24 protein-coding genes are annotated in these 24,871 nt (G+C 60.4%); 17 read left to right on the top strand and 7 right to left on the bottom strand.

The features are described 5' to 3' along the window. Window positions 1-81 precede the first annotated feature (81 nt). Both H0I86_RS21845 and H0I86_RS21840 read left to right on the top strand, forming a co-directional pair. Window positions 82-735: a GntR family transcriptional regulator gene (locus H0I86_RS21845; protein WP_180922155.1), complete on the top strand. Its 654-nt coding sequence runs from the start codon at window positions 82-84 to the stop codon at window positions 733-735. Between the two features lie 15 nt (window positions 736-750). Further along, a complete protein-coding gene (locus H0I86_RS21840; RefSeq protein ID WP_081360182.1) occupies window positions 751-1,602 on the top strand; it encodes an urea carboxylase-associated family protein in 852 nt (283 codons plus the stop codon). Between the two features lie 67 nt (window positions 1,603-1,669). Here H0I86_RS21840 and H0I86_RS21835 read toward each other — a convergent pair whose 3' ends face one another. Both H0I86_RS21835 and eat read right to left on the bottom strand, forming a co-directional pair. After that, window positions 1,670-1,837 carry a DUF2897 family protein gene (locus H0I86_RS21835; RefSeq protein WP_009050155.1) on the bottom strand — a complete coding sequence of 56 codons (168 nt, stop codon included), beginning with the start codon at window positions 1,835-1,837 and terminating at the stop codon, window positions 1,670-1,672. A 178-nt stretch (window positions 1,838-2,015) separates the two neighbouring features. Next, window positions 2,016-3,380: an ethanolamine permease gene (eat, locus tag H0I86_RS21830; RefSeq protein WP_180922154.1), complete on the bottom strand. Its 1,365-nt coding sequence runs from the start codon at window positions 3,378-3,380 to the stop codon at window positions 2,016-2,018. A 394-nt stretch (window positions 3,381-3,774) separates the two neighbouring features. On the opposite strand from eat, the gene kdpF reads away from it, so the two are divergent. The 6 genes from kdpF to H0I86_RS21800 all read left to right on the top strand — a co-directional run bounded on the left by kdpF (window position 3,775) and on the right by H0I86_RS21800 (window position 11,874). Beyond that, a complete protein-coding gene (gene kdpF, locus H0I86_RS21825) occupies window positions 3,775-3,864 on the top strand; it encodes a K(+)-transporting ATPase subunit F (protein ID WP_007899818.1) in 90 nt (29 codons plus the stop codon). 8 nt (window positions 3,865-3,872) lie between these two features. Beyond that, window positions 3,873-5,582, top strand: a complete 1,710-nt coding sequence (kdpA, locus tag H0I86_RS21820) for a potassium-transporting ATPase subunit KdpA (RefSeq protein WP_180922153.1) — start codon at window positions 3,873-3,875, stop codon at window positions 5,580-5,582. 55 nt (window positions 5,583-5,637) lie between these two features. Further along, a complete protein-coding gene (gene kdpB / locus H0I86_RS21815; RefSeq protein WP_373369436.1) occupies window positions 5,638-7,695 on the top strand; it encodes a potassium-transporting ATPase subunit KdpB in 2,058 nt (685 codons plus the stop codon). A 114-nt stretch (window positions 7,696-7,809) separates the two neighbouring features. Beyond that, on the top strand, window positions 7,810-8,361 hold the full coding sequence (kdpC, locus tag H0I86_RS21810; RefSeq protein WP_180922151.1) for a potassium-transporting ATPase subunit KdpC: 552 nt from the start codon (window positions 7,810-7,812) through the stop codon (window positions 8,359-8,361). 52 nt (window positions 8,362-8,413) lie between these two features. Next, window positions 8,414-11,065: a DUF4118 domain-containing protein gene (locus tag H0I86_RS21805; protein WP_180922150.1), complete on the top strand. Its 2,652-nt coding sequence runs from the start codon at window positions 8,414-8,416 to the stop codon at window positions 11,063-11,065. Window positions 11,066-11,178: 113 nt separating this feature from the next. Continuing rightward, on the top strand, window positions 11,179-11,874 hold the full coding sequence (locus H0I86_RS21800) for a response regulator (protein WP_180922149.1): 696 nt from the start codon (window positions 11,179-11,181) through the stop codon (window positions 11,872-11,874). Between the two features lie 19 nt (window positions 11,875-11,893). Here H0I86_RS21800 and H0I86_RS21795 read toward each other — a convergent pair whose 3' ends face one another. Next, window positions 11,894-12,934: a patatin-like phospholipase family protein gene (locus H0I86_RS21795; protein ID WP_062825069.1), complete on the bottom strand. Its 1,041-nt coding sequence runs from the start codon at window positions 12,932-12,934 to the stop codon at window positions 11,894-11,896. Window positions 12,935-13,175: 241 nt separating this feature from the next. On the opposite strand from H0I86_RS21795, the gene H0I86_RS21790 reads away from it, so the two are divergent. The 3 genes from H0I86_RS21790 (at window position 13,176) to H0I86_RS21780 (ending at window position 15,270) form a co-directional block, all read left to right on the top strand. Continuing rightward, window positions 13,176-13,454 (top strand): hypothetical protein, encoded by a 279-nt coding sequence (locus H0I86_RS21790; RefSeq protein WP_062826262.1) that lies wholly within the window; start codon window positions 13,176-13,178, stop codon window positions 13,452-13,454. A gap of 143 nt (window positions 13,455-13,597) precedes the next feature. Next, on the top strand, window positions 13,598-14,365 hold the full coding sequence (locus H0I86_RS21785; RefSeq protein ID WP_180922148.1) for a CHAD domain-containing protein: 768 nt from the start codon (window positions 13,598-13,600) through the stop codon (window positions 14,363-14,365). A gap of 107 nt (window positions 14,366-14,472) precedes the next feature. Continuing rightward, a complete protein-coding gene (locus H0I86_RS21780; RefSeq protein WP_180922147.1) occupies window positions 14,473-15,270 on the top strand; it encodes an acyl-CoA thioesterase in 798 nt (265 codons plus the stop codon). A gap of 7 nt (window positions 15,271-15,277) precedes the next feature. On the opposite strand, the gene H0I86_RS21775 is transcribed toward H0I86_RS21780, so the two are convergent. The 3 genes from H0I86_RS21775 to H0I86_RS21765 form a co-directional block, all read right to left on the bottom strand. Further along, a complete protein-coding gene (locus H0I86_RS21775) occupies window positions 15,278-15,640 on the bottom strand; it encodes an Mpo1-like protein (RefSeq protein ID WP_009050145.1) in 363 nt (120 codons plus the stop codon). Window positions 15,641-15,790: 150 nt separating this feature from the next. Continuing rightward, the gene (locus H0I86_RS21770) at window positions 15,791-17,272 is read right to left on the bottom strand and encodes a methyl-accepting chemotaxis protein (protein WP_180922146.1); all 1,482 of its coding nucleotides are present in this window, start codon (window positions 17,270-17,272) and stop codon (window positions 15,791-15,793) included. 85 nt (window positions 17,273-17,357) lie between these two features. Beyond that, window positions 17,358-18,164, bottom strand: coding sequence for a TatD family hydrolase (locus H0I86_RS21765; RefSeq protein ID WP_180922145.1), 807 nt, complete (start codon window positions 18,162-18,164; stop codon window positions 17,358-17,360). Window positions 18,165-18,400: 236 nt separating this feature from the next. On the opposite strand from H0I86_RS21765, the gene H0I86_RS21760 reads away from it, so the two are divergent. The 3 genes from H0I86_RS21760 to H0I86_RS21750 all read left to right on the top strand — a co-directional run bounded on the left by H0I86_RS21760 (window position 18,401) and on the right by H0I86_RS21750 (window position 20,925). Further along, the gene (locus tag H0I86_RS21760; protein WP_180922144.1) at window positions 18,401-19,822 is read left to right on the top strand and encodes an MltF family protein; all 1,422 of its coding nucleotides are present in this window, start codon (window positions 18,401-18,403) and stop codon (window positions 19,820-19,822) included. Between the two features lie 101 nt (window positions 19,823-19,923). After that, a complete protein-coding gene (locus H0I86_RS21755; RefSeq protein WP_038577146.1) occupies window positions 19,924-20,358 on the top strand; it encodes a DoxX family protein in 435 nt (144 codons plus the stop codon). A 258-nt stretch (window positions 20,359-20,616) separates the two neighbouring features. Continuing rightward, window positions 20,617-20,925 carry a class I SAM-dependent methyltransferase gene (locus tag H0I86_RS21750; protein ID WP_180925893.1) on the top strand — a complete coding sequence of 103 codons (309 nt, stop codon included), beginning with the start codon at window positions 20,617-20,619 and terminating at the stop codon, window positions 20,923-20,925. An 80-nt stretch (window positions 20,926-21,005) separates the two neighbouring features. Here the strand turns inward: H0I86_RS21750 and H0I86_RS21745 are convergent, their stop codons facing one another. Further along, entirely contained in the window at window positions 21,006-21,635 is a 630-nt protein-coding gene (locus H0I86_RS21745) for a response regulator transcription factor (protein ID WP_180922143.1), read from the bottom strand. Between the two features lie 146 nt (window positions 21,636-21,781). Between H0I86_RS21745 and H0I86_RS21740 the strand changes: the two genes are divergently transcribed. The 3 genes from H0I86_RS21740 to greB all read left to right on the top strand — a co-directional run bounded on the left by H0I86_RS21740 (window position 21,782) and on the right by greB (window position 24,864). Beyond that, on the top strand, window positions 21,782-22,072 hold the full coding sequence (locus tag H0I86_RS21740) for a hypothetical protein (RefSeq protein WP_180922142.1): 291 nt from the start codon (window positions 21,782-21,784) through the stop codon (window positions 22,070-22,072). A 215-nt stretch (window positions 22,073-22,287) separates the two neighbouring features. Further along, window positions 22,288-24,018 (top strand): coiled-coil domain-containing protein, encoded by a 1,731-nt coding sequence (locus H0I86_RS21735; RefSeq protein ID WP_180922141.1) that lies wholly within the window; start codon window positions 22,288-22,290, stop codon window positions 24,016-24,018. Between the two features lie 372 nt (window positions 24,019-24,390). After that, complete coding sequence (gene greB, locus H0I86_RS21730; protein WP_180922140.1) at window positions 24,391-24,864, top strand: transcription elongation factor GreB; 474 nt, start codon at window positions 24,391-24,393, stop codon at window positions 24,862-24,864. Window positions 24,865-24,871: the final 7 nt, after the last annotated feature.

Genomic DNA, 24,871 nt, shown 5'->3' with positions numbered 1-24,871 from the left:
GCCGGTGAGCCCAGTATCAGTTGGCATGAATAGTGATTATTGGATGTCCATGGATTGTTCAACAATCGCAAGGCGATATTCATGAGCAACGTATTGTCCCTGGCTGACCAGATAACCCTGGAGTTACGTGCCGATATCATCGGCGGTCGCCTGTTGCCGGGCATGGCCCTGGTGGAAGGCGATCTGGTGTCCGCCTACAACGCCTCGCGCAACACCATCCGCGAGGCCTTGCATCGTCTGGGGCAGGAAGGCCTGACCCGCTACGCACGCAACAAAGGCGTCACGGTGCGACAGTTGGGGATTGATGAGGTGCGTGACCTGTTCCAGGTGCGTCGTACCCTGGAGTTACAGGCCATTGCCTCCAGCAAACCGTTGCGCGACTACCAGTCCGATCGAATGCTCGAGGCTATCGAGGCCAGCGAACTCGCCCGCGAGCGCGAGGACTGGCGCTCGGTGGGCACTCACAGCCTGGCGTTTCATCAACACATCGTCGGGCTGATGCGCAGCCCCTTGTTCGACGAGTTCTTCACCAACGTCGTGGCGCAGCTGCGCCTGGTGTTCTGTGCCGCCCCTGACGAGCAGCGTTTCCAGTCGCCCTGGCTGGCCCGGGACCGGCAGATCCATGACTTGCTCGCCGATGGCGACAAGCAGGCCGTCGGCGAGACCCTGGCGGTTTACCTGGACGATTCCGAACGGCTGTTGCTCGACATCCTTAGCCACTCTTCCCACCACTGATCGAGGGTTTCAACCATGTACAAAGACTATCCCGCGGCATATCAGGTCAGCAAAGGCTCGGCCCTGCAGGTGGACACGGCTTTTTATGAGCGGGTCCGCGACAGCAAGGACCAACGCACCTTGATCGAGCAATTCGAGGTGCCGATCCGCACCGGGCGCGCCTGGCATGTGCCGGCTGGGCACGTGTTCCGGGTGACCACGCCGGCTGGCCCGCAGGTCGGGGACTTCAACGTCTGGAATGCCAACGATCCGCGAGAGCGTTTGTGGGCGGCGCGTACCCGACAGTTGCAGGGCGCGCATGTCAGTACCCATGACCGGCTGTGGTCGAACCTGCCGTTCCTGCGGCCACTGGTGACCATCACCGATGACAGCCTGGCCGGTTACGGTATCGACGAACATGGCGGGCGCTTGCACGACCTGCTCGGCACACGCTGCGACCCCTACGTGAACCGCATGCTCACCGGGGAGGACTTCCATCACCATTGCCACTCCAACCTGACACGTGCAGTCCTGCCCCACGGCCTGACCGAGTTCGATGTGCACGATGTGCTGAATATCTTCCAATGCACAGGCCTCAATCATGACGACATGTATTTCATGAAGGCCTGTCCTGCGCAGAAGGGCGATTACCTGGAGTTCTTTGCCGAAATCGATCTGTTGTGTGCGCTGTCGACCTGCCCGGGCGGCGACCTGTCGCTACCCATGTGGGGGCCGGAGGCTCAGGATCCACTCAGTGTCTGTCGGCCGTTGGGCGTGGAAATCTATCGGCTCGACGAAGCATTGCTCGAAGGCTGGAGCCAGCCAGAGCGGGCTGCCTACAAAGGTTTGCATGGCCTGCATATCGCCAAGGCTGCCTGGGAGAAATAATGCCGCTGAGGAAATAAAAAGCCCCGCCATTGTGTGAAGGGCGGGGCTGTTCGATCGGGTTATCCAGTCAGCGGTCCTGCGCGTCCTTGGCGTCCGCTTCCGCGTTGCGCTCAGCAACGCGCTTGCGTTGCTCATCGGTCAGTTCCACCTTGTTGGCGGTGTCGCGCAACATCATCAAACCGCCAACGATCGAGCCGATTGCAACGATCAGAATCAACCAGGCATACCAGGGCATAGGGCTCTCCTTGAGGGCATACCGGCGGGCGAGGAGTTTCGCCCGTCAAGCTGCCATACCACTTCGAGTTACAGCGTTTCGCAGTGGTTCCATTGTAGGCCTGATCTGCCCCGGTAACCTCTCTTGCATCAATCTTCCATGTGGCTACGCAAGCCAATTACAGAGACATGCTACTCACTCAGAGCCCGGTCAGCATCGCATCCGCCGGCGCATTGGCACGCAGTTGTGCGGTCAGTTGGAAGTAGACGAAACCGGCGGCCATGAAACCGAGGAAGATCAGGCCGATCAGGCTGTTGAACCAGGCCATGGCCACCAGGCAGACCACGGCCAGTGCCAGGGCAATGGCCGGGACCAGCGGGTAGCCCGGGGCGCGGAAGGTGCGTTCCAGGTGCGGCTCGACCCTGCGCAGCTTGAACAGACTGAGCATGCTCATGATGTACATCACGATGGCGCCGAAAACGGCCATGGTGATCATCGCCGCGGTCAGGGTCATGCCGCCCAGGTTGATCAGGCCATCGCTGTAGATGGCGGCGATGCCGATCAGGCCGCCGGCGATGATGGCGCGATGTGGCGTCTGGAAGCGCGACAACTTGGCCAGCGACGCCGGCAGATAGCCGGCGCGGGCGAGGGCGAAGAACTGCCGCGAGTAGCCAAGAATGATGCCGTGGAAGCTCGCCACCAGGCCGAACAGGCCGATCCATACCAGCATATGCAGCCAGCCGGAGTTGTCCCCGACCACGGCTTTCATTGCCTGGGGCAGCGGGTCGTTGATGTTCGACAGGGCGCGCCAGTCGCCCACGCCGCCAGCGAAGAACATCACACCCATGGCCAGCAGCACCAGGGTCAGAATGCCGCTGATGTAAGCCTTGGGGATGGTGCGTTTCGGGTCCTTGGCTTCCTCGGCGGCCATGGCTGCGCCTTCGATGGCGAGGAAGAACCAGATGGCGAATGGAATCGCCGCGAACATCCCGGCAATCGCCGGCGCGCCGAAGGTGTCCGAGCCCGCCCAGCCGTTGAGGGCGAAATTGCTGAAGCTGAACGCCGGCGCGACCACGCCCATGAACACCAGCAGTTCCGCCACCGCCAGTACGCAGACCACCAGCTCGAAGGTGGCGGCGAGTTTGACCCCGAGAATATTCAGCCCCATGAACACGATATAGGCACCGACCGCCGCATGCTTCGGGTCCAGGGCCGGGAACTGCACATTCAGGTAGGCACCGATCGCCAGGGCAATGGCCGGTGGCGCGAAGACGAATTCGATCAGGGTCGCCAGTCCGGCGATCAGCCCGCCTTTTTCACCGAAGGCCCGGCGGCTGTAGGCAAAGGGTCCGCCGGCATGGGGAATGGCGGTGGTCAGCTCGGTGAAGCTGAAGATGAAACAGGTGTACATGGCCGCGACCATCAGCGAGGTCAGCAGAAAGCCCAGGGTGCCGGCGACACCCCAGCCATAACTCCAGCCGAAGTATTCCCCGGAGATCACCAGCCCGACCGCGATCCCCCATAAATGCAGCGTGCCCAGCGTTGGTTTGAGTTGTGTGTTCATGCGTGGCTCCCGAAACGGAAAGAAGTGCTCGGGCTGCTCACTGCACCGCTCATGCCAGAGCGAAAACGGGCGTCGTAAAGCGCCAGAAGCTGTCGTATCGAGGATGTTTTCAGTTGTTTCGGGGCTGAAGGCGTCTGGATTGGTGCACAGTCGTGCAACAGAGGAGGGCGGCGGCCCGCATGTTTCCCTATGCATCGTGTCTCTCATTGCAGCCGGGCGGCTCGCGATGGGCTACCCGATCCTCCAGGCCACGCCGATTGCCGTTGTAAATCCCGCGTAAAGCCTATCTTTACGCTTTCTTTATGTACCGCCCACGGCCTCGATCTCGTTCCTTTACAGCCTCCCTGCGGACAATGCCCCACACGCGGCGATTGCCGTACGACGGAGAGATTCCATGAGCGTTCTGGACGGGGTGTCCCTGCTGCTGGCAGTGGGGCTGTTCATCTATCTACTGGTTGCGCTGTTGCGCGCGGATCGGAACTAGGAGCGGCTATGCACAGTTATGACTATTGGCTGATCCTCGGCTTCTTTGCCTTGGTGCTGCTGCCCGCGCCTTTTCTGGGGCGGTTCTACTACAAGGTGATGGAGGGCCAGCGCACCTGGCTGACACCGCTATTGGGGCCGGTGGAGCGCACCTGTTATCGGCTCTCGGGCGTCGATGCGCAGAGCGAACAGAGCTGGCAGAAATACGCCCTGGCCTTGCTTGCGTTCAACCTGGCCGGCTTCCTGGTGCTGTTCACGATTCTGCTGTTCCAGGACTATTTGCCGCTCAACCCGCAGAACCTGCCGGGGCAGGAGTGGACGCTGGCCTTCAACACCACGGTCAGCTTCATGACCAACACCAACTGGCAGTCCTACAGCGGTGAAGCCTCGTTGAGCTACCTGAGTCAGATGATCGGCCTGACCGTGCAGAACTTTGTCAGCGCCGCCACCGGCCTGGCCGTGCTGGTTGCCCTGTGCCGCGGCATCGGCCGGCGCTCGGCGCGGACCCTGGGCAACTTCTGGGTCGACATGACCCGCGCCACCCTCTACGGCCTGCTGCCGCTGTGCCTGCTGCTGGCATTGTTCCTGGTCTGGCAGGGCGTACCGCAAACCTTCGCCCAGTATGTCCACGCCGTGACCCTGCAAGGCGCCGATCAGGTGATTCCACTGGGCCCGGCCGCCAGCCAGATCGCCATCAAGCAACTGGGTACCAACGGCGGGGGCTTCTTCGGCGTCAACTCGGCGCATCCGTTCGAGAACCCGACGGCCTGGAGCAACCTGTTCGAGGTGGCCTCGATCATCCTGATCCCGGTAGCCCTGGTGTTCACCTTCGGCCACTACGTCAAGGACCTGCGCCAGAGCCGGGCGATCATCGCCTGCATGCTCGCGCTGTTCCTGATTGGCGGTGCGACTTCGCTGTGGGCCGAGTACCAGCCCAACCCGACCCTGAACAATGTCGCGGTCGAGCAGACCGCGCCGCTCGAGGGCAAGGAGGCACGCTTCGGGACCACCGCCACCGTGCTCTGGTCGGTGACCACCACCGCGGCCTCCAACGGTTCGGTCAACGGCATGCATGACAGCCTCAGCCCGCTGAGCGGCATGGTCGCGCTGATCAACATGATGGTCGGCGAAGTGATCTTCGGCGGCGTCGGCGCGGGCCTTTACGGCATGTTGCTGAACGTGCTGATCGCGGTGTTCCTCGCCGGCCTGATGATCGGGCGCACCCCGGAATACCTGGGCAAGAAGCTGCAGGCCAAGGAAGTGCAGTTGCTGGTGGTGACGCTGATGGTGATGCCGGTCGGCGTGCTGGTACTGAGTGCTATCGCCGCGAGCCTGCCGGGGCCGGTGGCAGCGGTGAGTAACCCCGGTGCCCATGGTTTCAGCCAGTTGCTGTACGCCTACACCTCGGCCAGCGCCAATAACGGTTCGGCCTTCGCCGGCCTGGGCGCCAATACCCCGTTCCATAACCTGATGCTGGGCCTGGGCATGTTGATCGGCCGCTTCGGTTACATCCTGCCGGTGCTGGCCCTGGCTGGCAGCCTGGCGCTGAAAAAGACCGCGCCGATCGGCCAGAACAGCTTCCCGACCCACGGTCCGCTGTTCGTCACGCTGCTGACCATGACCATTTTGCTGGTGGGCGGGCTGACCTTTTTGCCGACCCTGGCGCTGGGCCCGATTGCCGACCACTTGAGCTTGGCTGCCTTTGGAATGAAGGGCTGAGGACTTAATGATGAATATGCCTGTTCCTGCCTCCAAGAAGGCTGTAACTGAAAAAATGCCCGGCGCTAAAACCGTGGCCTCGAAACACACGACCGACGAACAACAGAAAACCTCGATCGCAGCCTTGTGGCGTCCAGCGCTGGTACAGGCCTTCGTCAAGCTCGACCCACGCCAACTGCAACGTTCGCCGGTGATGCTGGTGGTCGAGCTGACCGCGATCCTGACCACGGTACTGTGCCTTGTACCGGACACCGCGGTGCCAACCTTCGTCGCCGCGCAGATCGCTCTCTGGCTGTGGTTCACCGTGCTGTTCGCCAACTTCGCCGAGGCCCTGGCCGAAGGTCGTGGCAAGGCCCGCGCCGACAGCCTCAAGGCTGGCAGCGAAGGCCTGAGTGCGCGGCTGAAAAAGGCCGATGGCAGCTTCCAGGTGATCCCCGCCGCCAATCTGCGCAAAGGCGACGTGGTGCGGGTCGAGGCCGGGGAGATGATCCCCGGTGATGGTGAAGTCATCGAAGGTATTGCCGCGGTCAACGAAGCGGCGATCACCGGCGAGTCGGCACCGGTCATTCGCGAGTCCGGCGGCGATCGCTCGGCCGTGACCGGCAATACGCGGCTGGTGTCCGACTGGTTGCTGGTGCGTATTACCAGCAATCCGGGCGAATCGACCCTCGACCGCATGATCGCCCTGGTGGAAGGCGCCAAGCGCCAGAAAACCCCCAACGAAGTGGCCCTGGACATCCTGCTGATCGGTCTGACCCTGATCTTCCTGATCGTGGTCGTGACCCTGCAGCCGTTCGCCCACTTCGCCAATGGCAGCCTGCCGCTGGTGTTCCTGGTGGCGTTGCTGGTGACCCTGATTCCGACCACCATCGGTGGCCTGCTGTCGGCCATCGGGATCGCCGGGATGGACCGCCTGGTGCGGCTGAACGTGATCGCCAAATCCGGTCGCGCGGTGGAAGCAGCGGGCGACGTGCATGTGCTGTTGCTGGACAAGACCGGCACTATCACCTTCGGTAACCGTCGTTGCGCGGCCATCCATTCGGCGCCTGGGGTCAACCACCAGGAAATGGCCGAGGCCACCTTGCTGGCCTCGCTGGCGGACGACACGGCGGAAGGCAAATCCATCGTCGAATACCTGCGTGGACTTTATCCACAGCCCGAGCCGGGCGCCGATGCGCTGACCGCCGTGCCCTTCAGTGCTGAAACCCGGTTGTCCGGTGTCGACTATCAGGGACGGGTCTATCGCAAGGGCGCGGTGGATTCGGTACTGGCCTTCGTCGGTCTGCAACGCGGTGACCTGGCCTCGGCGCTGTCCCGGGAGATCGACAAGATCGCCCAGAGTGGCGGCACGCCGTTGCTGGTGTGCGCCGAGGGCAAGCTGCTCGGCGCCATTCACCTCAAGGACGTGGTCAAGCCCGGTATTCGCGAGCGCTTCGCCGAGCTGCGCAAGCTGGGGATCCGCACTGTGATGGTGACCGGTGACAACCCGCTGACCGCCGCCGCCATCGCCGCGGAAGCCGGGGTGGATGACGTGCTGGCCGAAGCCACGCCGGAGAAAAAGCTGGCGCGCATTCGCCACGAGCAGAACGACGGCCGGCTGGTCGCCATGTGCGGTGACGGCGCCAACGACGCCCCGGCGCTGGCCCAGGCCGACGTCGGCATGGCGATGAACGATGGCACCCAGGCGGCGCGCGAAGCGGCGAACATGGTCGACCTCGACAGCGATCCGACCAAGCTGCTGGACGTGGTGCAGATCGGCAAGGAACTGCTGGTGACCCGTGGCGCCCTGACCACCTTTTCCATTGCCAACGACATCGCCAAGTACTTTGCGATCCTGCCGGCGCTGTTCGCGGCGATTTATCCACAGCTCGGCGTGCTCAATGTCATGCAACTGAGCAGCCCGCAGAGCGCGATTCTCTCGGCGATCGTGTTCAACGCCCTGATCATCGTCGTGCTGATTCCGCTGGCCCTGCGCGGGGTGCGGGTGCAGGCAGCCAGCGCGGCCCATCTGCTGCGCCGCAACCTGCTGATCTATGGCCTGGGCGGGATCCTGGTGCCATTCCTGGGCATCAAGTTGATCGACATGCTGCTGACGGCTTTGCACTTGGTGTAACCGCATTCCTGGAGGAGCGAGCCTGCTGGCGAGGCGGTGTCACTGACGCGCCGTCAGCAGGCCGGCTCCTGCAATGTTTGGGGTGAACTTGTTAACCGAATCGAGGATTTGATGATGTCCACTGTATTGCGTCCGGCCTTGAGCCTGATTGTGTTGATGACCCTGATCACTGGCGTGGCCTATCCGCTGGTGGTCACTGGCGTGGCCCAGGTGGCGTTCCCGAAACAGGCCAATGGCAGCCTGGTGCTCGATGGCGTAGGCCAGGTCCGTGGCTCGGCCCTGATCGCCCAGGATTTCAGCGGCGACAGCTGGTTCCACCCGCGTCCATCGGCCGGGGCCTTTGCCACGGTGTCCAGCAGTGCGAGCAACCTGGCGCCGAGCAACCCGGCGCTGGCCACCCGCGTGATCGACGACGCCAACAAGCTGGCGGTGCCAGGGCAGGGGCCGGTACCGCTGGCGTTGCTGACGACTTCGGGCAGCGGCCTGGATCCGCACTTGCCACCGGCGGCGATTGACTATCAACTGGCGCGGGTCGCGGCGGCGCGCAACCTGCCGGTCGCTACGCTGCAGCAACTGGTGGACGCTCATGTCGAGCAGCCTCTGGTCGGCCCGCCGGTGGTGAATGTGCTGGCCTTGAACATGGCGCTGGAAAAGCTCGCCCTGTAGCCAGCTGCTAAAAGTCTGTATGTCGATGATTTGAGTCCAGAGAGAAAAATGCATGAGTGATTCCGGCCGCGCCGATGCCCTGTTAGCCGATCTGTCCCACGACGGCCGCGGCCGGCTCAAGGTCTTTCTCGGCGCCGCGCCGGGCGTCGGCAAGACCTACGCCATGTTGCAGGCGGCGCACACGCAATTGCGCCAGGGGGTGAAGGTCCTGGCCGGGGTGGTGGAAACCCATGGCCGGGCGGAAACCGAAGCCTTGCTCGGCGGTTTGCCGCAACAGCCGCTGGTGCGTTCTGAATACCGCGGGGTCATGCTTGAAGAGATGGACCTCGACGGCTTGCTCAAGGCCAAACCCAAGCTGGTATTGGTGGACGAGCTGGCCCACACCAACGCCCCAGGTAGCCGGCACGCCAAGCGCTGGCAAGATGTCCAGGAGCTGCTGGCGGCTGGCATCGACGTCTTCACCACGGTCAACGTGCAGCACCTGGAAAGCCTCAACGATCAGGTCCGCGGTATCACCGGGGTGCAGGTCCGCGAGACCTTGCCCGACTGGGTACTGCAGGAAGCCTATGAATTGCTGCTAGTGGACCTGCCGCCGCGAGAACTGCTGGAGCGCCTGCGAGAAGGCAAGGTGTATGTGCCGGAGCAGGCCCGGGCGGCGATCGATGCGTTCTTCACCCAGACCAATCTCACCGCGCTGCGCGAGCTGGCGATGCAGGCCGCGGCGGCGCAGGTCGACGACGACCTGGCCCAGGGTTATCGCAAGCTCGGGCAGGCCGCGCCGGCGGTGCGCGGACGCTTGCTGGTGGGGGTCGACGGCGATGCCCAGGCCGAGCGCCTGGTACGCCATGCCAGCCATGTCGCCCGGCGGCGGCATCTGCCCTGGAGCCTGGTGCATGTGGATAACGGCCGCGCTCCCGACGAGCAGTCCCGCCAGCGCCTGCAAAGCGCTCAGCAACTGGCCGAGCGCCTGGGTGGCGAGGTGGTCCTGCTGCGGGCCGGCGAGGTGGCGAAAACCCTGATCCAGCATGCCGCGGAGCGGCGCGCCAGCCTGGTGCTGGTGGGGCAGTCACGCAAACGCTTGCGTCGCCGTCTGTTCGGCGGTGGCCTGGCGGCGCGTCTGCTGCGCAATGCCCAGGGCCTGGAAATCAACGTGCTCGACAGTGAGGATGATCCCGGCCAGCCGCGCCTGCGGGCGGAACGTTCGCTGGTCTGGTTCGACTACGCCCTGGCGGTGTTGGCGACAGTCCTGGCTACGGGGCTGTCGTGGGCGGTGGCGAGTGTGCTGGCGTTGCCGAATATCTCCCTGGTGTTCCTCGCCGCGGTGCTGCTGGTGGCGGTACGCAGCAGTCTCGGGCCGGCGCTGGTGTGTGCGGCCCTGTCATTCCTGACATACGATTTCCTGTTCATACCACCGACGTTCTCCTTCGCCATCCAGCGTGAGGAAGACGTGCTGACGCTGCTGTTCTTCCTGTTGATGGCGGCATTGACCGGCAACCTGGCGGCGCGCCAGCGTCGGCAGTTACAGGCATTGCGCGACACCCAGGAAGAAACCAGCGAGCTGCTGGACCTGTCGCGCAAACTCACGGCCGCCACCGACCGGCAGGCGGTGATCAGTGCCGCGGCGCAGCATCTCAATGGCTGGAAGGAACTGCAGCTGTGCCTGCTCAATCGCGACGGGCAGGGCGGCTGGAAGGTCGAGACGGGCGGGCCCTTGCAGTTTTCCGAGTCCGAACGGGCTGCCGCCGACTGGGCCTGGCAACACGATCAACCGGCTGGGATGGGCACAGGAACCCTGCCGTTCGGCCGCTGGTGGTGGTGGCCGTTATCCGTCGATGAAGGTCCGCTGGGTTTGCTCGGGGTGTGCCCGAAAGAGGGCGAGGAGCTCAACGCTCAGCGTCGACGCCTGTTGAGCGCACTGAGCCAGCCCCTGGCCCAGGCCCTGGCCCGGGCACAGTTGGCCGAGGATCTGGAAGCGGCGCGCCTGCACGGCGAAACCGAGCAATTGCGCAGTGCGCTGCTGGCCTCGGTGTCCCATGACCTGCGCACGCCACTGACTTCGATGCGCGGCAGCATCGACAGCCTGCTGGCGCTGGGGGAGGCGATCCCCCTGGAAGACCGGCGCGAACTGCTCGAAGGCACGCGCGATGAGGCCGAGCGTCTGGATCGCTACATTCAGAATCTGTTGGACATGACTCGTCTCGGGCATGGGGCATTGAAACTGGCGCGAGATTGGGTGGCGCCTGCCGATATCGTTGGCAGCGCGCTGAATCGCCTGCGGGTGGTGCTGGCGCCGCTGCGGGTCAGCACCGACCTGCCGGCCGAACTGCCGTTGCTTTTCGTGCATGCGGCGCTGATCGAACAGGCGCTGATCAATGTCCTGGAAAACGCCGCGCGCTTTTCGCCAGCCAACGGCCGCTTGCAACTGAGCGTCGGGACCAGCGACACCGAGCTGCTGTTTGCCGTGAGTGACGAGGGGCCGGGGATTCCGGTGGAGGATCGCCCGCGGATTTTCGACATGTTCTACACCGCCGCCCGGGGCGATCGCGGCGGGCAGGGCACCGGCCTGGGGCTGGCGATCTGTCAGGGCATGGTCGGTGCTCATGGTGGGCGCATCACGGTGGGCGAGGGGATCGACGGGCGTGGTACCTGCATCACCCTGTGCCTGCCGCTGCAGGCGCAACCCGAGCTTGAAGGAGAGGCCTGAGTGCCGGTAAAAAGCGTCAACCCAACGAGGCCAGGAGGGCCGCACATGTTCTTTACAATCTACAGCGACGCCTGCGCTACTCTTGCGCCACTTATTTGCCTTGAACCGAAACCATGAGCCAGACCGCGACCATCCTGGTCATCGATGACGAACCGCAGATCCGCAAGTTCCTGCGCATCAGCCTGGTGTCCCAGGGCTACAAGGTGCTTGAAGCCGGCACCGGCAACGAAGGCCTGGCCCAGGCGGCGCTGAACAAGCCAGACCTGCTGGTACTCGACCTCGGCCTGCCGGACATGGACGGCCAGCAGGTGCTGCGCGAGTTCCGCGAGTGGTCGGGCGTGCCGGTGCTGGTGTTGTCGGTGCGGGCCAGCGAAGGGCAGAAGGTCGAAGCGCTGGACGGTGGCGCCAACGACTACGTGACCAAACCCTTTGGTATCCAGGAATTCCTGGCGCGTATTCGGGCCTTGTTGCGCCAGGCGCCCGTCGGCGAAGCCCAGGAAGCAGCGCTGAATTTCGGCCCGCTGACCGTGGACCTGGCGTATCGCCGGGTGTTGCTCGACGGCGTCGAAGTGGCGCTGACGCGCAAGGAATACGCCGTGCTGGCGCAGCTCGCGCGGCACCCGGGGCGGGTGATCACCCAGCAGCAACTGCTCAAGGATATCTGGGGGCCGACGCACACCGAGGACAGCCATTACCTGCGTATCGTGGTCGGCCATCTGCGGCAGAAACTGGCGGACGATCCGACCCGGCCACGCTTTATCGTGACCGAGGCCGGCGTGGGCTACCGGTTGCTGGGGGCGGAGGAGTGAGCGGGCTCGCGGCCCTCTTTCAGTTCAGCTCGTTCTCGTAGCGGTCCAGGGTGTCGCTGGCAATCTCTCGCCCCAGTGCGATCAGCTCCGGAGCCTTGTAGAACTCGAAGAAACGGCACACCCGCTTGGGCACGTTGATCAGGATGTCCGGCGGGTAGCCGGCGATCTTGTACTGCGCCAGCGAGGTCTGCATCACCTCGAAGCTCTGGTTGATCAGGTCCAGCAGGGACGCGGGGCCGACGTTATCGATAATGAATGAGCCGGTGGCCGATTTCGGGGCACCGTCGGTTTCCGGAGCCGCGGCCGGTTGCTGGGCCTCGGGCTCGGCGGATTCGATCCAGGGGTTACCGATGTCGGCCGCCTCGCTGCGCAGCGCTTCCTGTTCGAGCAGCAGCAGTTGTTCGGCTTGCTTGCGGCGAAAGGGCAGGTGCGAGCCCAGGGAGTTGATCAGGCTGTCGAAGCGGATCTTGAAGGCGGCGGGGCGCTGGATCACCGGCAACTGATAACGACGCTGGTTGGTCGAGTTGAGGTTGACGGCGATGATCAGGTCGCAATGGCTGGAGACCACCGGCACGATCGGCAGCGGGTTGAGCAAGCCGCCATCCACCAGCATGCGATTGCCTTGCATGACCGGGGTGAACAGGCTGGGGATCGCCGCCGAAGCCCGCATGGCCTGGTGCAGGCAGCCTTCCTGGAACCAGATTTCCTGCTGGTTGGTCAGGTCGGTGGCCACGGCGGTGTAAGGGATGCGCAGGTCTTCGATGTTGATTTCGCCGACGATCTTGCGGATCTGGCCGAATACTTTCTCTCCGCGTATCGCCCCCAGGCGAAAGCTGACGTCCACCAGCCGCAGCACATCCAGGTAGTCCAGGCTTTCGATCCAGCTGCGGTAGTCGTCCAGTTTGCCGGCGGCGTAGATGCCACCGACCACGGCCCCCATGGAACAACCTGCGACACAGGCAATGTCGTAACCACGTCTTTCGATTTCTTCAATCACCCCGATGTGGGCGTAACCCCGGGCACCACCAGAGCCCAGGACCAGTGCGACACGCTTCTTCATGACTCGATCCTTCGCCAGACAGGTTTCCACAATGCACCCATCGAGGGTTTCGGTTCAATCACTGACTGCCGCTGCGAGCCCTGGGCAAAGGGATTTTTCCACTGTCTTGACGCATGAGGTTATGCTCGCGCGACTATATTTTCCCTTGACGGGCCAAGGCACTTTTAGCGGCGGCGATCGTCTTAGGTTCACGATTGTTTTTTTGTTCAAGACTGTTTCCCCCTACTTTGAGGTGTCATTGATGAAAGCCTGGATCTGTCTACCGTTGATTGCATTGGTACTCGCTGGTTGTGCTGGCAAGACCGCCTATCGCGACAGTTGTGGTTCGCAACTGGATGCGGCCTGGCATGAACTGGATCTGGCCAAGGCCGAAGGTTTTGCGGGAACGGTCAGTTATTCCAAAGCCTTGTCGCTGCTGACCGGGGCCAAGACCCAGCAGCAATTCGAAGCCTTCGAGGGCTGTACCAAAAAAGCCGAGAAGGCTCGTTTCTATATTCGTGAGTCGCGCGCCGGCCGCTGATCGCAAGGCTGCCGTTTGCCGCTAGACTGAAGAGCGCTCTTCAGTTTCCGTCTCGCAGGCGCCGTGGTTGCGCCTGCCAGTCATGCCAGGGCCCGGCCGCAGTCTTTGTGCTCGGGCCGGGTCATTCGTTTCGGGAGTCAATGATGTCTGCCTTGGTTGATCAGTTGGTGGCTCAGGTGTTGGGGCTGGAGGTGCGCTTGCTGGCGTGCCAGGCACGTTTGCAGGCGGTGACCGACACCGAGGCGCTGCACGATCTGCGTACCACGGTGCGCCGCTTGCGCAGCCTGTTGCGAGCGCTGCGTGGCTTGCCAGGCGTCGAGCAACTGGAAGCGGCTGCCTCGGCGGTCGGGCAACTGACGACGCCGTTGCGCGACCGTGAGGTCCTGGCCGCGTACCTGCATCAGCATGACTACCATCAGGCCGCGGAACGCCGTACCGCGGGGCTGGCGGATGAATACCGGACAGTGGCGACGGGCGCCGAACTCAAGCAATTGCTGCTGGTGCTGGATGCCTTCCCGCGCTTCCTGCGGGCGGCGCAACGTCAGGAACTGTTGCGCAGTTTGCGCAAACGCATCGAAAAGCGCCTGGCCAAGCAATGGAAGGCACTGGACCAGGCCCTGCATGATCCGGCTCATGACCGGCACCGTTTACGCCTGCTGATCAAGCGGGTGCGCTACGCCGCCGAGGCTTACCCCGCACTTGCCGAACTGTCGCCCAAGGCGGTCTCGCACTTGAAGGCTGCACAAGGCGCGCTGGGCGACTGGCATGATTGCTGGCAATGGCTGGCCCAGGCCGAACGGCAGGCGGACCTGTTGCCTTGTGTTCCGGTCTGGCACGCCACCATGCACAAGGCCGAAGTCCGTGCCGATCGGGTACTCGACAAGCTGAGCGCTGCCTGCTTCCGTAGCTGAAAGGCGTCTGGCGGCTTATCTGTCAGTCTTTTTGGCGGGAATAAGTGCTTTACCCTTGTGCGCTGCTGGTTAAGATCCTCGAATCTTTCCTTTGACCAGAGGTGCTCATGGGCTTTTCCGATTTGCTCGATGCCGTCCGCCAACATCCGTTGGATCTGTCGATTCCAACCGAGTGGGCGCAGGGGCGGGCCAGTTTCGGCGGATTGGTAGCGGCTTTGCAGTATGAAACCATGCGCGCAAAGGTCCCCACCGAGCGTCCGGTGCGTTCGTTGGCGATCACCTTTGTCGGTCCGGTCACCCCCGATGTGCCGGTCAGCTTTGAAGTCGAGGTGCTGCGCGAGGGCAAGGCTGTCAGCCAGGTGCTGGGGCGTGCGGTGCAGAACGGTCAGGTAGTGACCCTGGTGCAGGGCAGTTTTGGTGCCTCTCGTCCGTCCGAGGTGACGGTTGTCGCCGAGGAAGCGCCTGCCATGAAACATTGGGACGAATGCCCGGAGTTGCCTTACGTCAAGGACATGACGCCGGAGTTCATGCGCCATCTGGCAATGCGCTGGAGCATCGGGGGCATGCCCTTCACCGGCAACAAGTCGCGAGACATGGGCGGCTGGGTGCGCCTGCGTGGCGATGTGAAGGAAGAACCCCTGGCCGAGGCGCATATCCTTGCATTGGTGGACGCTTGGCCGCCGGCCTTGTTACCGCATCTGACCAGCCCGGTACCCGGCAGCACCCTGACCTGGACCATTGAATTCGTGCAGCCGCTGCTGGCGCTCAGCACCCTGGACTGGTGCAAGTACCGGGTGCATATCGAGCATGCCCGTGATGGTTATGGCCATGCGGCCGCGGCACTCTGGAGCGCGGAAGGTCAGTTGATCGCGCTCAGCCGACAGACAGTAACCATCTTCGGCTGACACCCTCTCAATGCCGGTGGCGCTCGCGCCAGGCACGCCACCAGGCGCCGCTGAGAACGAAGCGTGGAAAGGTCACGAATTGTTCCACCAGCAGGCGCTGGACCGCATCCTTACGGTCACTGAACGGTTCGGCGGCTTGCGCCTCCAGGCTATGGCCATGACGCTGCAGGCCCAAGGCTGCAATCAGGCCGACCACGCCGATGGCGACGTTGGTGAAGCTCAAGCCGAATACCCCTGAAACCAGCAACAGGAAGCCGACGATGAACAGCGGCACCGCAATCAGGTGCAACACCAGGTTGGTCGGGTTGCGGTGGTTATGCGGGTAGGAGCGCCATTGCCAGGCGGGGAGGTTGGGGTGACGTTTACCCATGACGGTGATCCTTGATTCGTAGAAAGCTATGTATCAAGGATAGGTCTCGCGTGGGGCTTCGGCGAATCAAGGCTGGCTATGAGGGCGATAGGCTGGCAAGGGGTTCGCCGCGGCAGGCAGGCGATTCCTGCCGGGGCGAAACTCGCGGTTTTAAAGCTTCAACTGACCGATGGCCTTGCTCAACTCTCCGGCCAGGGTCGCCAGTTCGTTACTGGTGGTCGCCGAGTCGACGGTCTGTTGCACGGTGTTTTCGGTGACGTCGCGAATACTCACCACGGCGCGATTCATTTCTTCGGCCACCTGGCTTTGCTGCTCGGCGGCCACTGCAATCTGGGTATTGCTTTCACGCATTTGCGCCACGGCCGCGGTGATTTCCGCCAGCGCTGTGCCGGCTTCCTGTGCCTGCTGCACGCAATCGTCTGCCTTGAACGAGCTTTCCTGCATGAAGTCCACCGCGTCGCGGGTGCCGGCCTGCAGGGCGGCGACCATCCGGGTGATTTCGTCGGTGGAGTCCTGCACCCGTTTGGCGAGGTTGCGTACTTCATCGGCGACCACCGCAAACCCCCGGCCCATTTCACCGGCGCGCGCCGCTTCGATCGCGGCGTTGAGCGCCAGCAGGTTGGTTTGCTCGGCGATGCTGTGGATCACGTTGACCACACCATTGATCTTCTGACTGTCCTCGGCCAGGCGCTGGATCATCTCGGCGGTCTGTTGCACGCCGGTGGAAAGCCCGGAGATGGACTTCTGCACGCGCCCCACCACTTCCTGGCCACTGCCGGCCAGGGCGTCGGCGGCCTGAGAGCGATCCCGGGTGGCACCGGCGTGCTGGGCGATGTGATAGACGGTGGCGGACATTTCGTTGATCGCCGTCGCGGCCTGATCGGTTTCGCTTTGCTGGCCCAGCATGCCGTGACGCACGTCGTTCATGCTCGACGCCAGGCGCGCAGCGCCGATATCCAGTTGCCGGGCAGTGTTGGCGACGGTGTTGACCACCCGCTGGTAACCGGCCTGCATCGCGTTGAAGGCATTGGCCATCTGGCCGACCTCGTCGGTGCACGACAGCGGCACGCGGGCCGACAGGTCGCCGGTCTTCTCCACATGCAGCATCACATCCTTGAGGGTGTTCAGTTGGCTGAGCAGGAAACGGATCAACAGTTGCGAAGCACCGAGCATCGCCAGCATCAGAATGAACACGGCCACCGCGTATTGGCTGAAGCGTTCGCTGAACACCTGTTGCAGGCTTGGCCCATGGGCAAGCACCGCAACCCGTTGGCCATTGGCCCGAGGCAGCACTTGCGCGCCGATCAGTGGGTTTTCGCCGAACAGCGGCATCTCGTCGAAGGCCACCCATCCGTTGGCGTTACTCAGTTCTGGCAGGGAGCGTTGGTCGAGGCTGGGGATCTGGCCGGCAGCGAAGCCCAGCAGGTTTTCAGTATTGGGTAGTGCCTGTCCGGAGGGCCATGCACCGAGCAGGTTGGCCTGGGCCCGGGCGTTGTTTTGTGAGGCCTGGCTACGCGCGTGTTGCTCCAGCTGGACGGCGTACAGGACCAGTAGCAGGGTGGTCACGAAGGCGACTGCATTGACCGCCCAGAACTTGTATTTCAGTGAGATATTGCTGAGCCAGGCACCCATGGAAGGTCTTCTCTGATTAAGCGGAACAGTATTGGCAAGGTGCCATTATTGTGCCGCTATGCAGAGAGTCAAATCTTGATATGCGTCAAGCAATCTCGGGCAAGGCGAAGAAGGCACGGGCGCTGGCGGTACTATGGGCCGCCAGCTCTTCCTGGCTCTCACCGCGATGCAGGGCCACCTCGCGCAATACCTCTGTCAGGTAGGCCGGTTCGTTGCGACCGTTCTTCGGTTTGGGGCGCAGGCTGCGGGGCAACAGATAGGGGGCGTCGCTTTCGAGCATCAGGCGACCGCGGGGAATCTCTCGCACCAGAGGGTGCAAGTGAGTGCCACGACGCTCGTCGCAGATCCACCCGGTGATGCCAATGTGCAAGTCCAGGTCCAGGTAGTTGAACAGCGCGCGCTGTTCACCGGTAAAACAATGCACCACCGCGGCCGGCAAGCGGTCTCGGAAATCGCGGACTATTTCCAGCAGGCGCTGGCTGGCGTCGCGCTCGTGGAGGAAGACCGGCAGTTGCAGCTCGACGGCCAGGGCCAGATGTTCCTCCAGCACTTTTTCCTGTTGCGGGCGGGGGGAGGAGTCCCGATTGAAGTCCAGGCCGCATTCCCCAACGGCCTTGACGCTGCTTTCCTTGAGCAGGCTGCGCAGGCGCTGTGCGCTGTCGGCATTCCAGTCGCTGGCGCAATGCGGATGAATACCGGCGGTAGAGAACAGTTGGCGGCCGCTTTCGTCCAGTTGTCGCGACAGCTCGAGCGCCTGTTCGCTGCCTTCGACGCTGGTGCCGGTGAGCACCAATTGGCAGACACCGGCGGCATAGGCTCGGTCCAGTACTGCGCGATGTTTTTCGGCGAAACTCGGGTTGGTCAGGTTGACGCCGATATCGATGAGTTGCATGGTGCTATCTCCGCCTGCGGCCGGAAAGCATATCAGAGCTGTAGATTTATAAGAAAAGCCAAGAACTACAACGAGTTGGAGCTGTCTCTTGATGCCGGGAGAAAGGCCGCGGTTGGTTTGCCCGCCGAGGTTATGCCAGTCTTTCGCATCTTGTCGGCGCTCTAGGCGCTCTGTTTCTGACGCCCGATTTTTCGTCAGTCCCTGATAACTCGGACAGTATTCTTCCCGGAGAGCGGATGACGCGACCCTTGGTTTTGCTAGCGTTGTGCTTGTCGTTGCTGCTGCCCCTGCCGGCGGTCGCGCGCTTGGCCGGCCCTCCGGAAGCCGCCGTAACGGGCAAGGTCCGCGACCTGGCGGAGATTCGTAGCAGCCGGGTCCTGCGGGTGCTGGTCAACCAGAGTCGCAACAGTTCCGGTGAAGTCCAGGGCCAGGCCATCGGCGTCGAATACCACCGCCTGCGTGCCTTTGAGCAGTACCTCAATGGTCATGCTCGCGACGGGCAGGAAATCAGTCTCAAGATCATCCCCAAAGCCAAGGATCAACTGCTCGGTGCGTTGCAGCGCGGTGAGGGCGACCTGGTCGCTCCGGGAGAATTGCTGGAGGCGCTACCGGGGCAAGCGGTGAGCCCCAGTGAACCGGTTGCCAGCAACGTGCCGATGCTGCTGGTGGGAATCAAGGGCGAGCGGCGTTACACCCGACCCGAACAACTCTCCGGCAAGACCCTGGCGCTGACCACCGGCAGCGCCGCCGGGGAGGCGGTGAGCCAGATCAATCAGAAGCTGGCGCTGCATAAGCTGGCGCCGATCAAGGTCGAGTGGGTCGATCCGAGCCTGGCAGTCGAAGATGTCCTGGAAATGGTCCAGGGCGGGATCTTTCATCTGACCATCGTCGAGAAGCCCATTGCCGAGCGCTGGGGCAAGGTCCTGCCGAAGCTGCGTTTCGATCGGCAACTGGTCATCAGCGAGTCGGGCGAGGAGCACTGGTTCGTGCGGCGCGACGCCTCGATGCTGCGGGCGAGCATCGATCGTTTCCTGAAGGTCTACAAGGCGCCGGCGGATCAGGACGTTGCGTTCTTGCGCATCTATCGGCGCCTGTATCAGGTGCATAACCCTTTGACCCGGGCCGATCGCCAGCGTCTGGAAAAGCTGCGCCCGGTATTACAGAAGCATGCCGATGCGCAGAGCATGGACTGGTTGAACCTGGCGGCCCTGGCCTTCAAGGAATCGTCGTTGCAACCCACTGCCAGGAGCGGCAGCGGTCCGACCGGCCTGATGCAGATCACCCCGTCAGCCGCCCAGCGGGTCGGGGTCAATAACATTCAGACCCTCGATAACAATGTGCTGGCCGGAGCCAAGTACCTGGCGTTGATCCGGCGCAAGTTCTTTTCCAGTCCCAAGCTCAACGAGCGCGAGCGTATGGCGTTCGTCCTGGCGGCTTACAACATGGGGCCGGAGCGTGTGCAGGGGATGCGCACCGAAGCCCGGCGGCGCGGGTTGAACCCCAATCAGTGGTTTTTCCAGGTCGAGCGCATTGCCATGGAGCAGGTCGGAATGGGCGCCGTCAGCTATGTTAATAGCGTCAACAAATACTATTTGGCCTTTGACCGGGAACGCGAATCGTTGGAGCCGCAAGCGCGTAAGGTCGTCTCACGGAAATAATCGAAAAAATAGATTGTTATCTTGCTATTTTTGCACTTTTAACATGAATTTTTGTGATTAATATAGCGACCCAATATCCAACACCACAAAGGACTACATACATGAGCACACTGATCAAAACCGTACTGAGCACCCGTGCAGGCTATGGCCTGACTGTCCTGCGAGTTTTTGTCGGTATCATTTTCGCCGCACACGGTGCACAAAAGCTTTTTGGCCTGTTTGGTGGTTACGGATTGGCAGGGACGGCACAGTGGATGGAGAGCATAGGCCTGGCACCCGGACACCTGATGGCGTTGCTGGCGGGCGGTACCGAGTTCTTTGGCGGTCTGGCGCTGATTATCGGTCTGTTGGCACGTCCTGCCGCGCTGGGGTTGAGCTTCACCTTGCTGGTAGCGATTTTCTCCGTACACATCAGCAATGGCCTGTTCATGGCGAACAATGGTTATGAGTTCGCCCTGGCTTTGCTCGGCGGCACCATTGCGGTTCTGATCGAAGGCGCGGGCAAATTGTCACTCGATGCCGCGATTGCCAAGTAGCTTCCGGCAAACACTCAAAGGCCCGCTTGTAGCGGGCCTTTTTCGTTGCTGATTTCGTTATTGGGGATTCTTGACACTACCCCGTCGGCTTCTCTAGGATTGTTGCCCATGCGCCGATTTAAACAGCTACTTGCGGGGCGCCAGGTGATCCGGAATATCACCGATAGAAGCTCTACCGGCTTCGAAATACCGCTAAAGCGCTGGTTCGGTGTTGCCTCTCACCTGCCCGGCAGAAAATTGAGGCAGAGACACGACACGATGAATGCACTCCACCCTCCTGTACGTCTTGCGCCAATCACGGCGAATCTTGTTCAGCGCAATCCAAAAATTCTTCTTGGCGGTACACACCAGCCGACATTGCTGCGTTATCTCGATGGCTGGCCACGTCGCAGCACAGGCCCTTCGGCCTTTCTGATCCAGTTCATCGAAGACGGCGAGTCCTTGGTACGTTTTGCCAACGACAGTTTTGACCTTGCGGTGATACAGGCACCCAGCTCGGAAAATGCCGCTGAAGTCATCCGGCATCTGACCCGTGTGGCTCGACAGGGGCTGATCACCCGTAGATAAGTACCGTGAGTGATCAACCCGGTTGTCGAGGGGGCTGATGATCCTGAATCCCGGCTAAAGGCTCCATCGAGATCAGGGTTTCAAACTACGGAGTTGCGTTTGGCCAGCTCCGCCAGTGCTACCAGATTGGAAACGTTGAACCGTTTTAGCAGCCTGACCTTATAGGTGCTTACCGTCTTGTGGCTGATCAGCAGCGCATCCGCGATTTTCTGATTGTTCAGGCCGCTTGCCAGCAGTTTCAGGACAGTGATTTCCCGGTCGGTCAGCTGGGCAATCAAGACACTTTCCTGGCAGGCGGCATTTGTATTCTGTTGCAAGGTGCTGATCGTATCTTCGGGGAAGTAGCTATACCCCGATAGGATGGCTTTTACCGCATTGGCCAGTTCGTTCAGGTTATCGTTCTTACACAGGAAGCCGGCTGTACCGGCCTGCAAACAGCGCAAGGCGAAGTTCTTGGAGTTGCTGGAGGTCAGCACCAGTGTTTTTATAGGCAACCCAGCGGACTTTATGTGGGAGATAACGGAAAATCCGTCCAGGTTGGGTATGTTCAAGTCCAGGATGAGCAAGTCTGGAAGATGCTTGCGTACCAGCTGGACGGCGTCGGCCCCGTTGTCCGCCTCCGCGACGATGTTGTGCTCATGAGGTTCCAGAACGGTTCTTATGGCGAGTCGAATCAACGGATGGTCGTCGACGATGATGATACTTCCCATGCAGGCATCTCAATGTTTAGGGTTGGGTGTGTTTTCTACATATTATCCGAGCACTCTGAAAACTAAATCAGACGAATCTGATAGTTGGCATTGGGTAGCTAAGTTATGGTTGAGCACAGTTTTAATCTGGAAAAGACTAGCTCTCCATGCACGTTATTATCTTCAGACCGGCCCAGCTTAAAGGCTCCTGGCTATTCAATCTGCTTTTGCGTCTTGATCGTTTCATCTATTGGTTTGCCCCTTCTCTGGCTATGTTGATGGGGGTGGCTGGTATCGCGTTGTGTTTTCTAGCCTGGCAGCAGCAACTGATATTGACAGGGGTAGGTGGGGCGGTCCTGATATTAATGGCTGCAGGAGTAACCATGCTCTGGTCGAATTATGAGTGGTGGCTGTTCAAGCTCAGTCCGCAGAAGGGGTTGAACATCCCTCTTAAGTAAAATCTGAGCTGGAAATATTGATGCAATAACTTCAGATGTCAGTGATCTGTATGTTTTTAAGATGTTTCAATGTGGGTCTCGTCGCTATGTGATTCGGCGGCTTATCGATGGTATCGGATAATTCTACTTGAGGATCGGAAAAGTCTGGTTTTCGGGTAGGTGTTGTAAGGTGTATTTTTTGCTCCTTGCGATATATAACGGAGCCTGAGCCAGCGATGCTGCTACGAACTATTTCCATAAAAAACGCAGAACAGGAAGTTCTGAACGGTGCGGTGCTCTGCAGTTTTGCAATTCCTATGCTGAGCCGTAATTTTCTTGCCTATAGCTTGAACGAGGGCGCTGAAGTCGGAGAGTCGCGAGTTTATTTGGCGATGCTAAATAAGGCAGGGCAGAGTTATTCACTGAGCTCAATCGAGGCCGAAGAAGATTGGCGTCAGGTTATTCAAGTCTTCAAGGAAATAGTCACCCATGCGAGCCTGCCTGAGGGGCGACAGCAAGGTGCTGGTGGTAGTACTGATATTCCTTACCATCTGATTGACCTTAAGGATTGTGTGATACCGACAGGGAATCTATCGGATCATCGTTCACTCACCATCAAGAAAAATTTGGTGCTGAAGCTTATCTCGTCAGAAGCCTCGGTTGCTTGCCTGCCTGCAATTGACAGCGCTGAACTCGGCGTTCCTGTGCTTGATACCTCTATTTCGATGTCTTCTCAAAATATTCCTGCCGCACAGGCTGCTGCGGAGTGTATCGATGAGGTTTCTGATTCGAATGGGCACCGTTCGCCAGGAACCGTTGAGGAGCCTGAAGGCGATGCATTCGATGATGTTCCATCCGGATTCTCTCCGATTGGAGATCCAGAGGAACTATCTCAAAAGCCAGGAGAAGCTGAGACTGAGATAGGGGAGGTTCTTGCTGATGCTTCATTATTTACTGAGAGTTTTCAACACGATATGACTGTAATGCCAACTGCGAATGCCGAAAAATATGTCGACTCATCTGAAAGTGATGCTCCCTTGTCTGGCCATTTGGCGCCTGAGGTTGACGCTGACCAGTCTGCCGACTCGGAGGTCGACATTGGATGCCTGTCCGAAGGTATGCAGAACACATTGGCTGGCTTGGCGGAGGTGGTTCGCGATTTGGCTTCGGAGGAAGAGGTGAAATTAATCCAGAGTGATGAGTACGATCTGTCGATATCTGACAGTGTTCCAACTTTGATGGATAGGCAGGTTCAGGTCACCACAGATATCGATCAATCTGTTCAACTCGCCGGAGATGTAACACAGGATGAGTTGGCTGATTTAGAGAACTCATTGGATGAAACGCAGTTTCTGATGGCGACGCTTCCTGAGGCTGAAGCTGCACTTCAAGGGGCGGATACCGATCATTTGCTTCTTGATGTGGAGAGCACTTTGTCGAATCTTGCACTTATGGCGCAGGAGTTGACACAGCAAAAATTGGCTGCTGTGAAACAACAGGAAGCTTTGGAACTTTTGAAGGAACAGTTGCAAGAGCGAGAGCGTAAGCTTCATGAAAAAGATGAGCACCTGCGCCAGCTACAAAGCCTGCTTCAGCAAGAGAAGAGCGCGATCGATAAATCCGCTGAGCATAATTCCCGAGTGATTGCAGAGCGCAGTGCTGCACTTCAACAGCTGGCTGAAAGTGTCGAGTCCAGAGAACGAAGCGTTGCTCGGCGCTCTGAACTAATGCAGCTCGAGCAGCAACGTCTTGATGAAATTTCCGCTAAGCAAAATATCCGCGCAGCCGAACTGGAAAAGAGAGACGTCGGAATCCAGCAAAAAAATGCAGAGCTGGTAGAAAAACTAACGCAGTTGTCCAGCACCCGTAAGAAGCTCAGCAATATTGTAAAAGGTTTCAATGAGACAGTGACCTTCAATAACAGTCTGCATAGCATATCCAGTACATTGCTCAACGATGATGAGTAAAGCATTTCTGCTGGAGTTTTTCTTTTAGTGTGTTGGGTATTTTAATAAAGCAGTATTTAACCTGTATGAAAAGGCGGAGAGTGCAGTCAGGCGGGGCACACTGGATAGAACTGATGTGACGTATCCGGTTTTAGATTATGTGCATCCTGATGTGGATTCGCACGTGGGTTTGAGGCCCCATTGACCAAGCGCGACCGCTTTTTCGTACAACGCCCAAGCGGTAGTATTATTGGCCTGTTCGTTCTGGATAGGCCATCCCCATGAGCAGGCTTGCTGCAAGTGGGTTTATCTCGCTTAGCATTGGTTCTCAAGGTCTCGATTCAACCATAATGCTGAACTGCTCATAAGGCTCTGCATGGGGGATTTAACCAATTGAGTACCAAGCTCATTACGCAGGAAGGTTTCGAGGCTCTGAAAAACGAACTGGATTACCTGTGGCGGGAGAAACGTCCGGATGTGACGCAGAAAGTCACTTGGGCGGCCTCCCTGGGGGACAGGAGTGAAAATGCGGATTATCAGTACAACAAGAAACTCCTGAGGGAAATTGATCGTCGGGTTCGTTACCTGCGCAAGCGACTCGAAGACATGAAGGTCGTGTCTTATTCGCCGGAACAGGAGGGGCGGGTTTTCTTCGGTGCCTGGGTCGATATCGAAAATGAAGAGGGCGAAACCAAGCGTTTCCGTATCGTCGGTTACGACGAGATATACGGGCAGAAGGATTACATCTCCATCGATTCGCCCATGGCTCGGGCGCTCTTGAAGAAAGAAGTCGGCGACGAGGCAATAGTGCAGACGCCCGGTGGAGAAATGTGCTGGTGGATCAATCAGATCGAATACATGAAATGACCTGCCT

This window comes from Pseudomonas chlororaphis subsp. aurantiaca (assembly GCF_013466605.1).
Classification (GTDB): domain Bacteria; phylum Pseudomonadota; class Gammaproteobacteria; order Pseudomonadales; family Pseudomonadaceae; genus Aquipseudomonas; species Aquipseudomonas chlororaphis_I.
The sequence above is the reverse complement of the archived record's forward strand: the minus strand, read 5'-3'. Positions and strand labels throughout refer to the sequence as shown.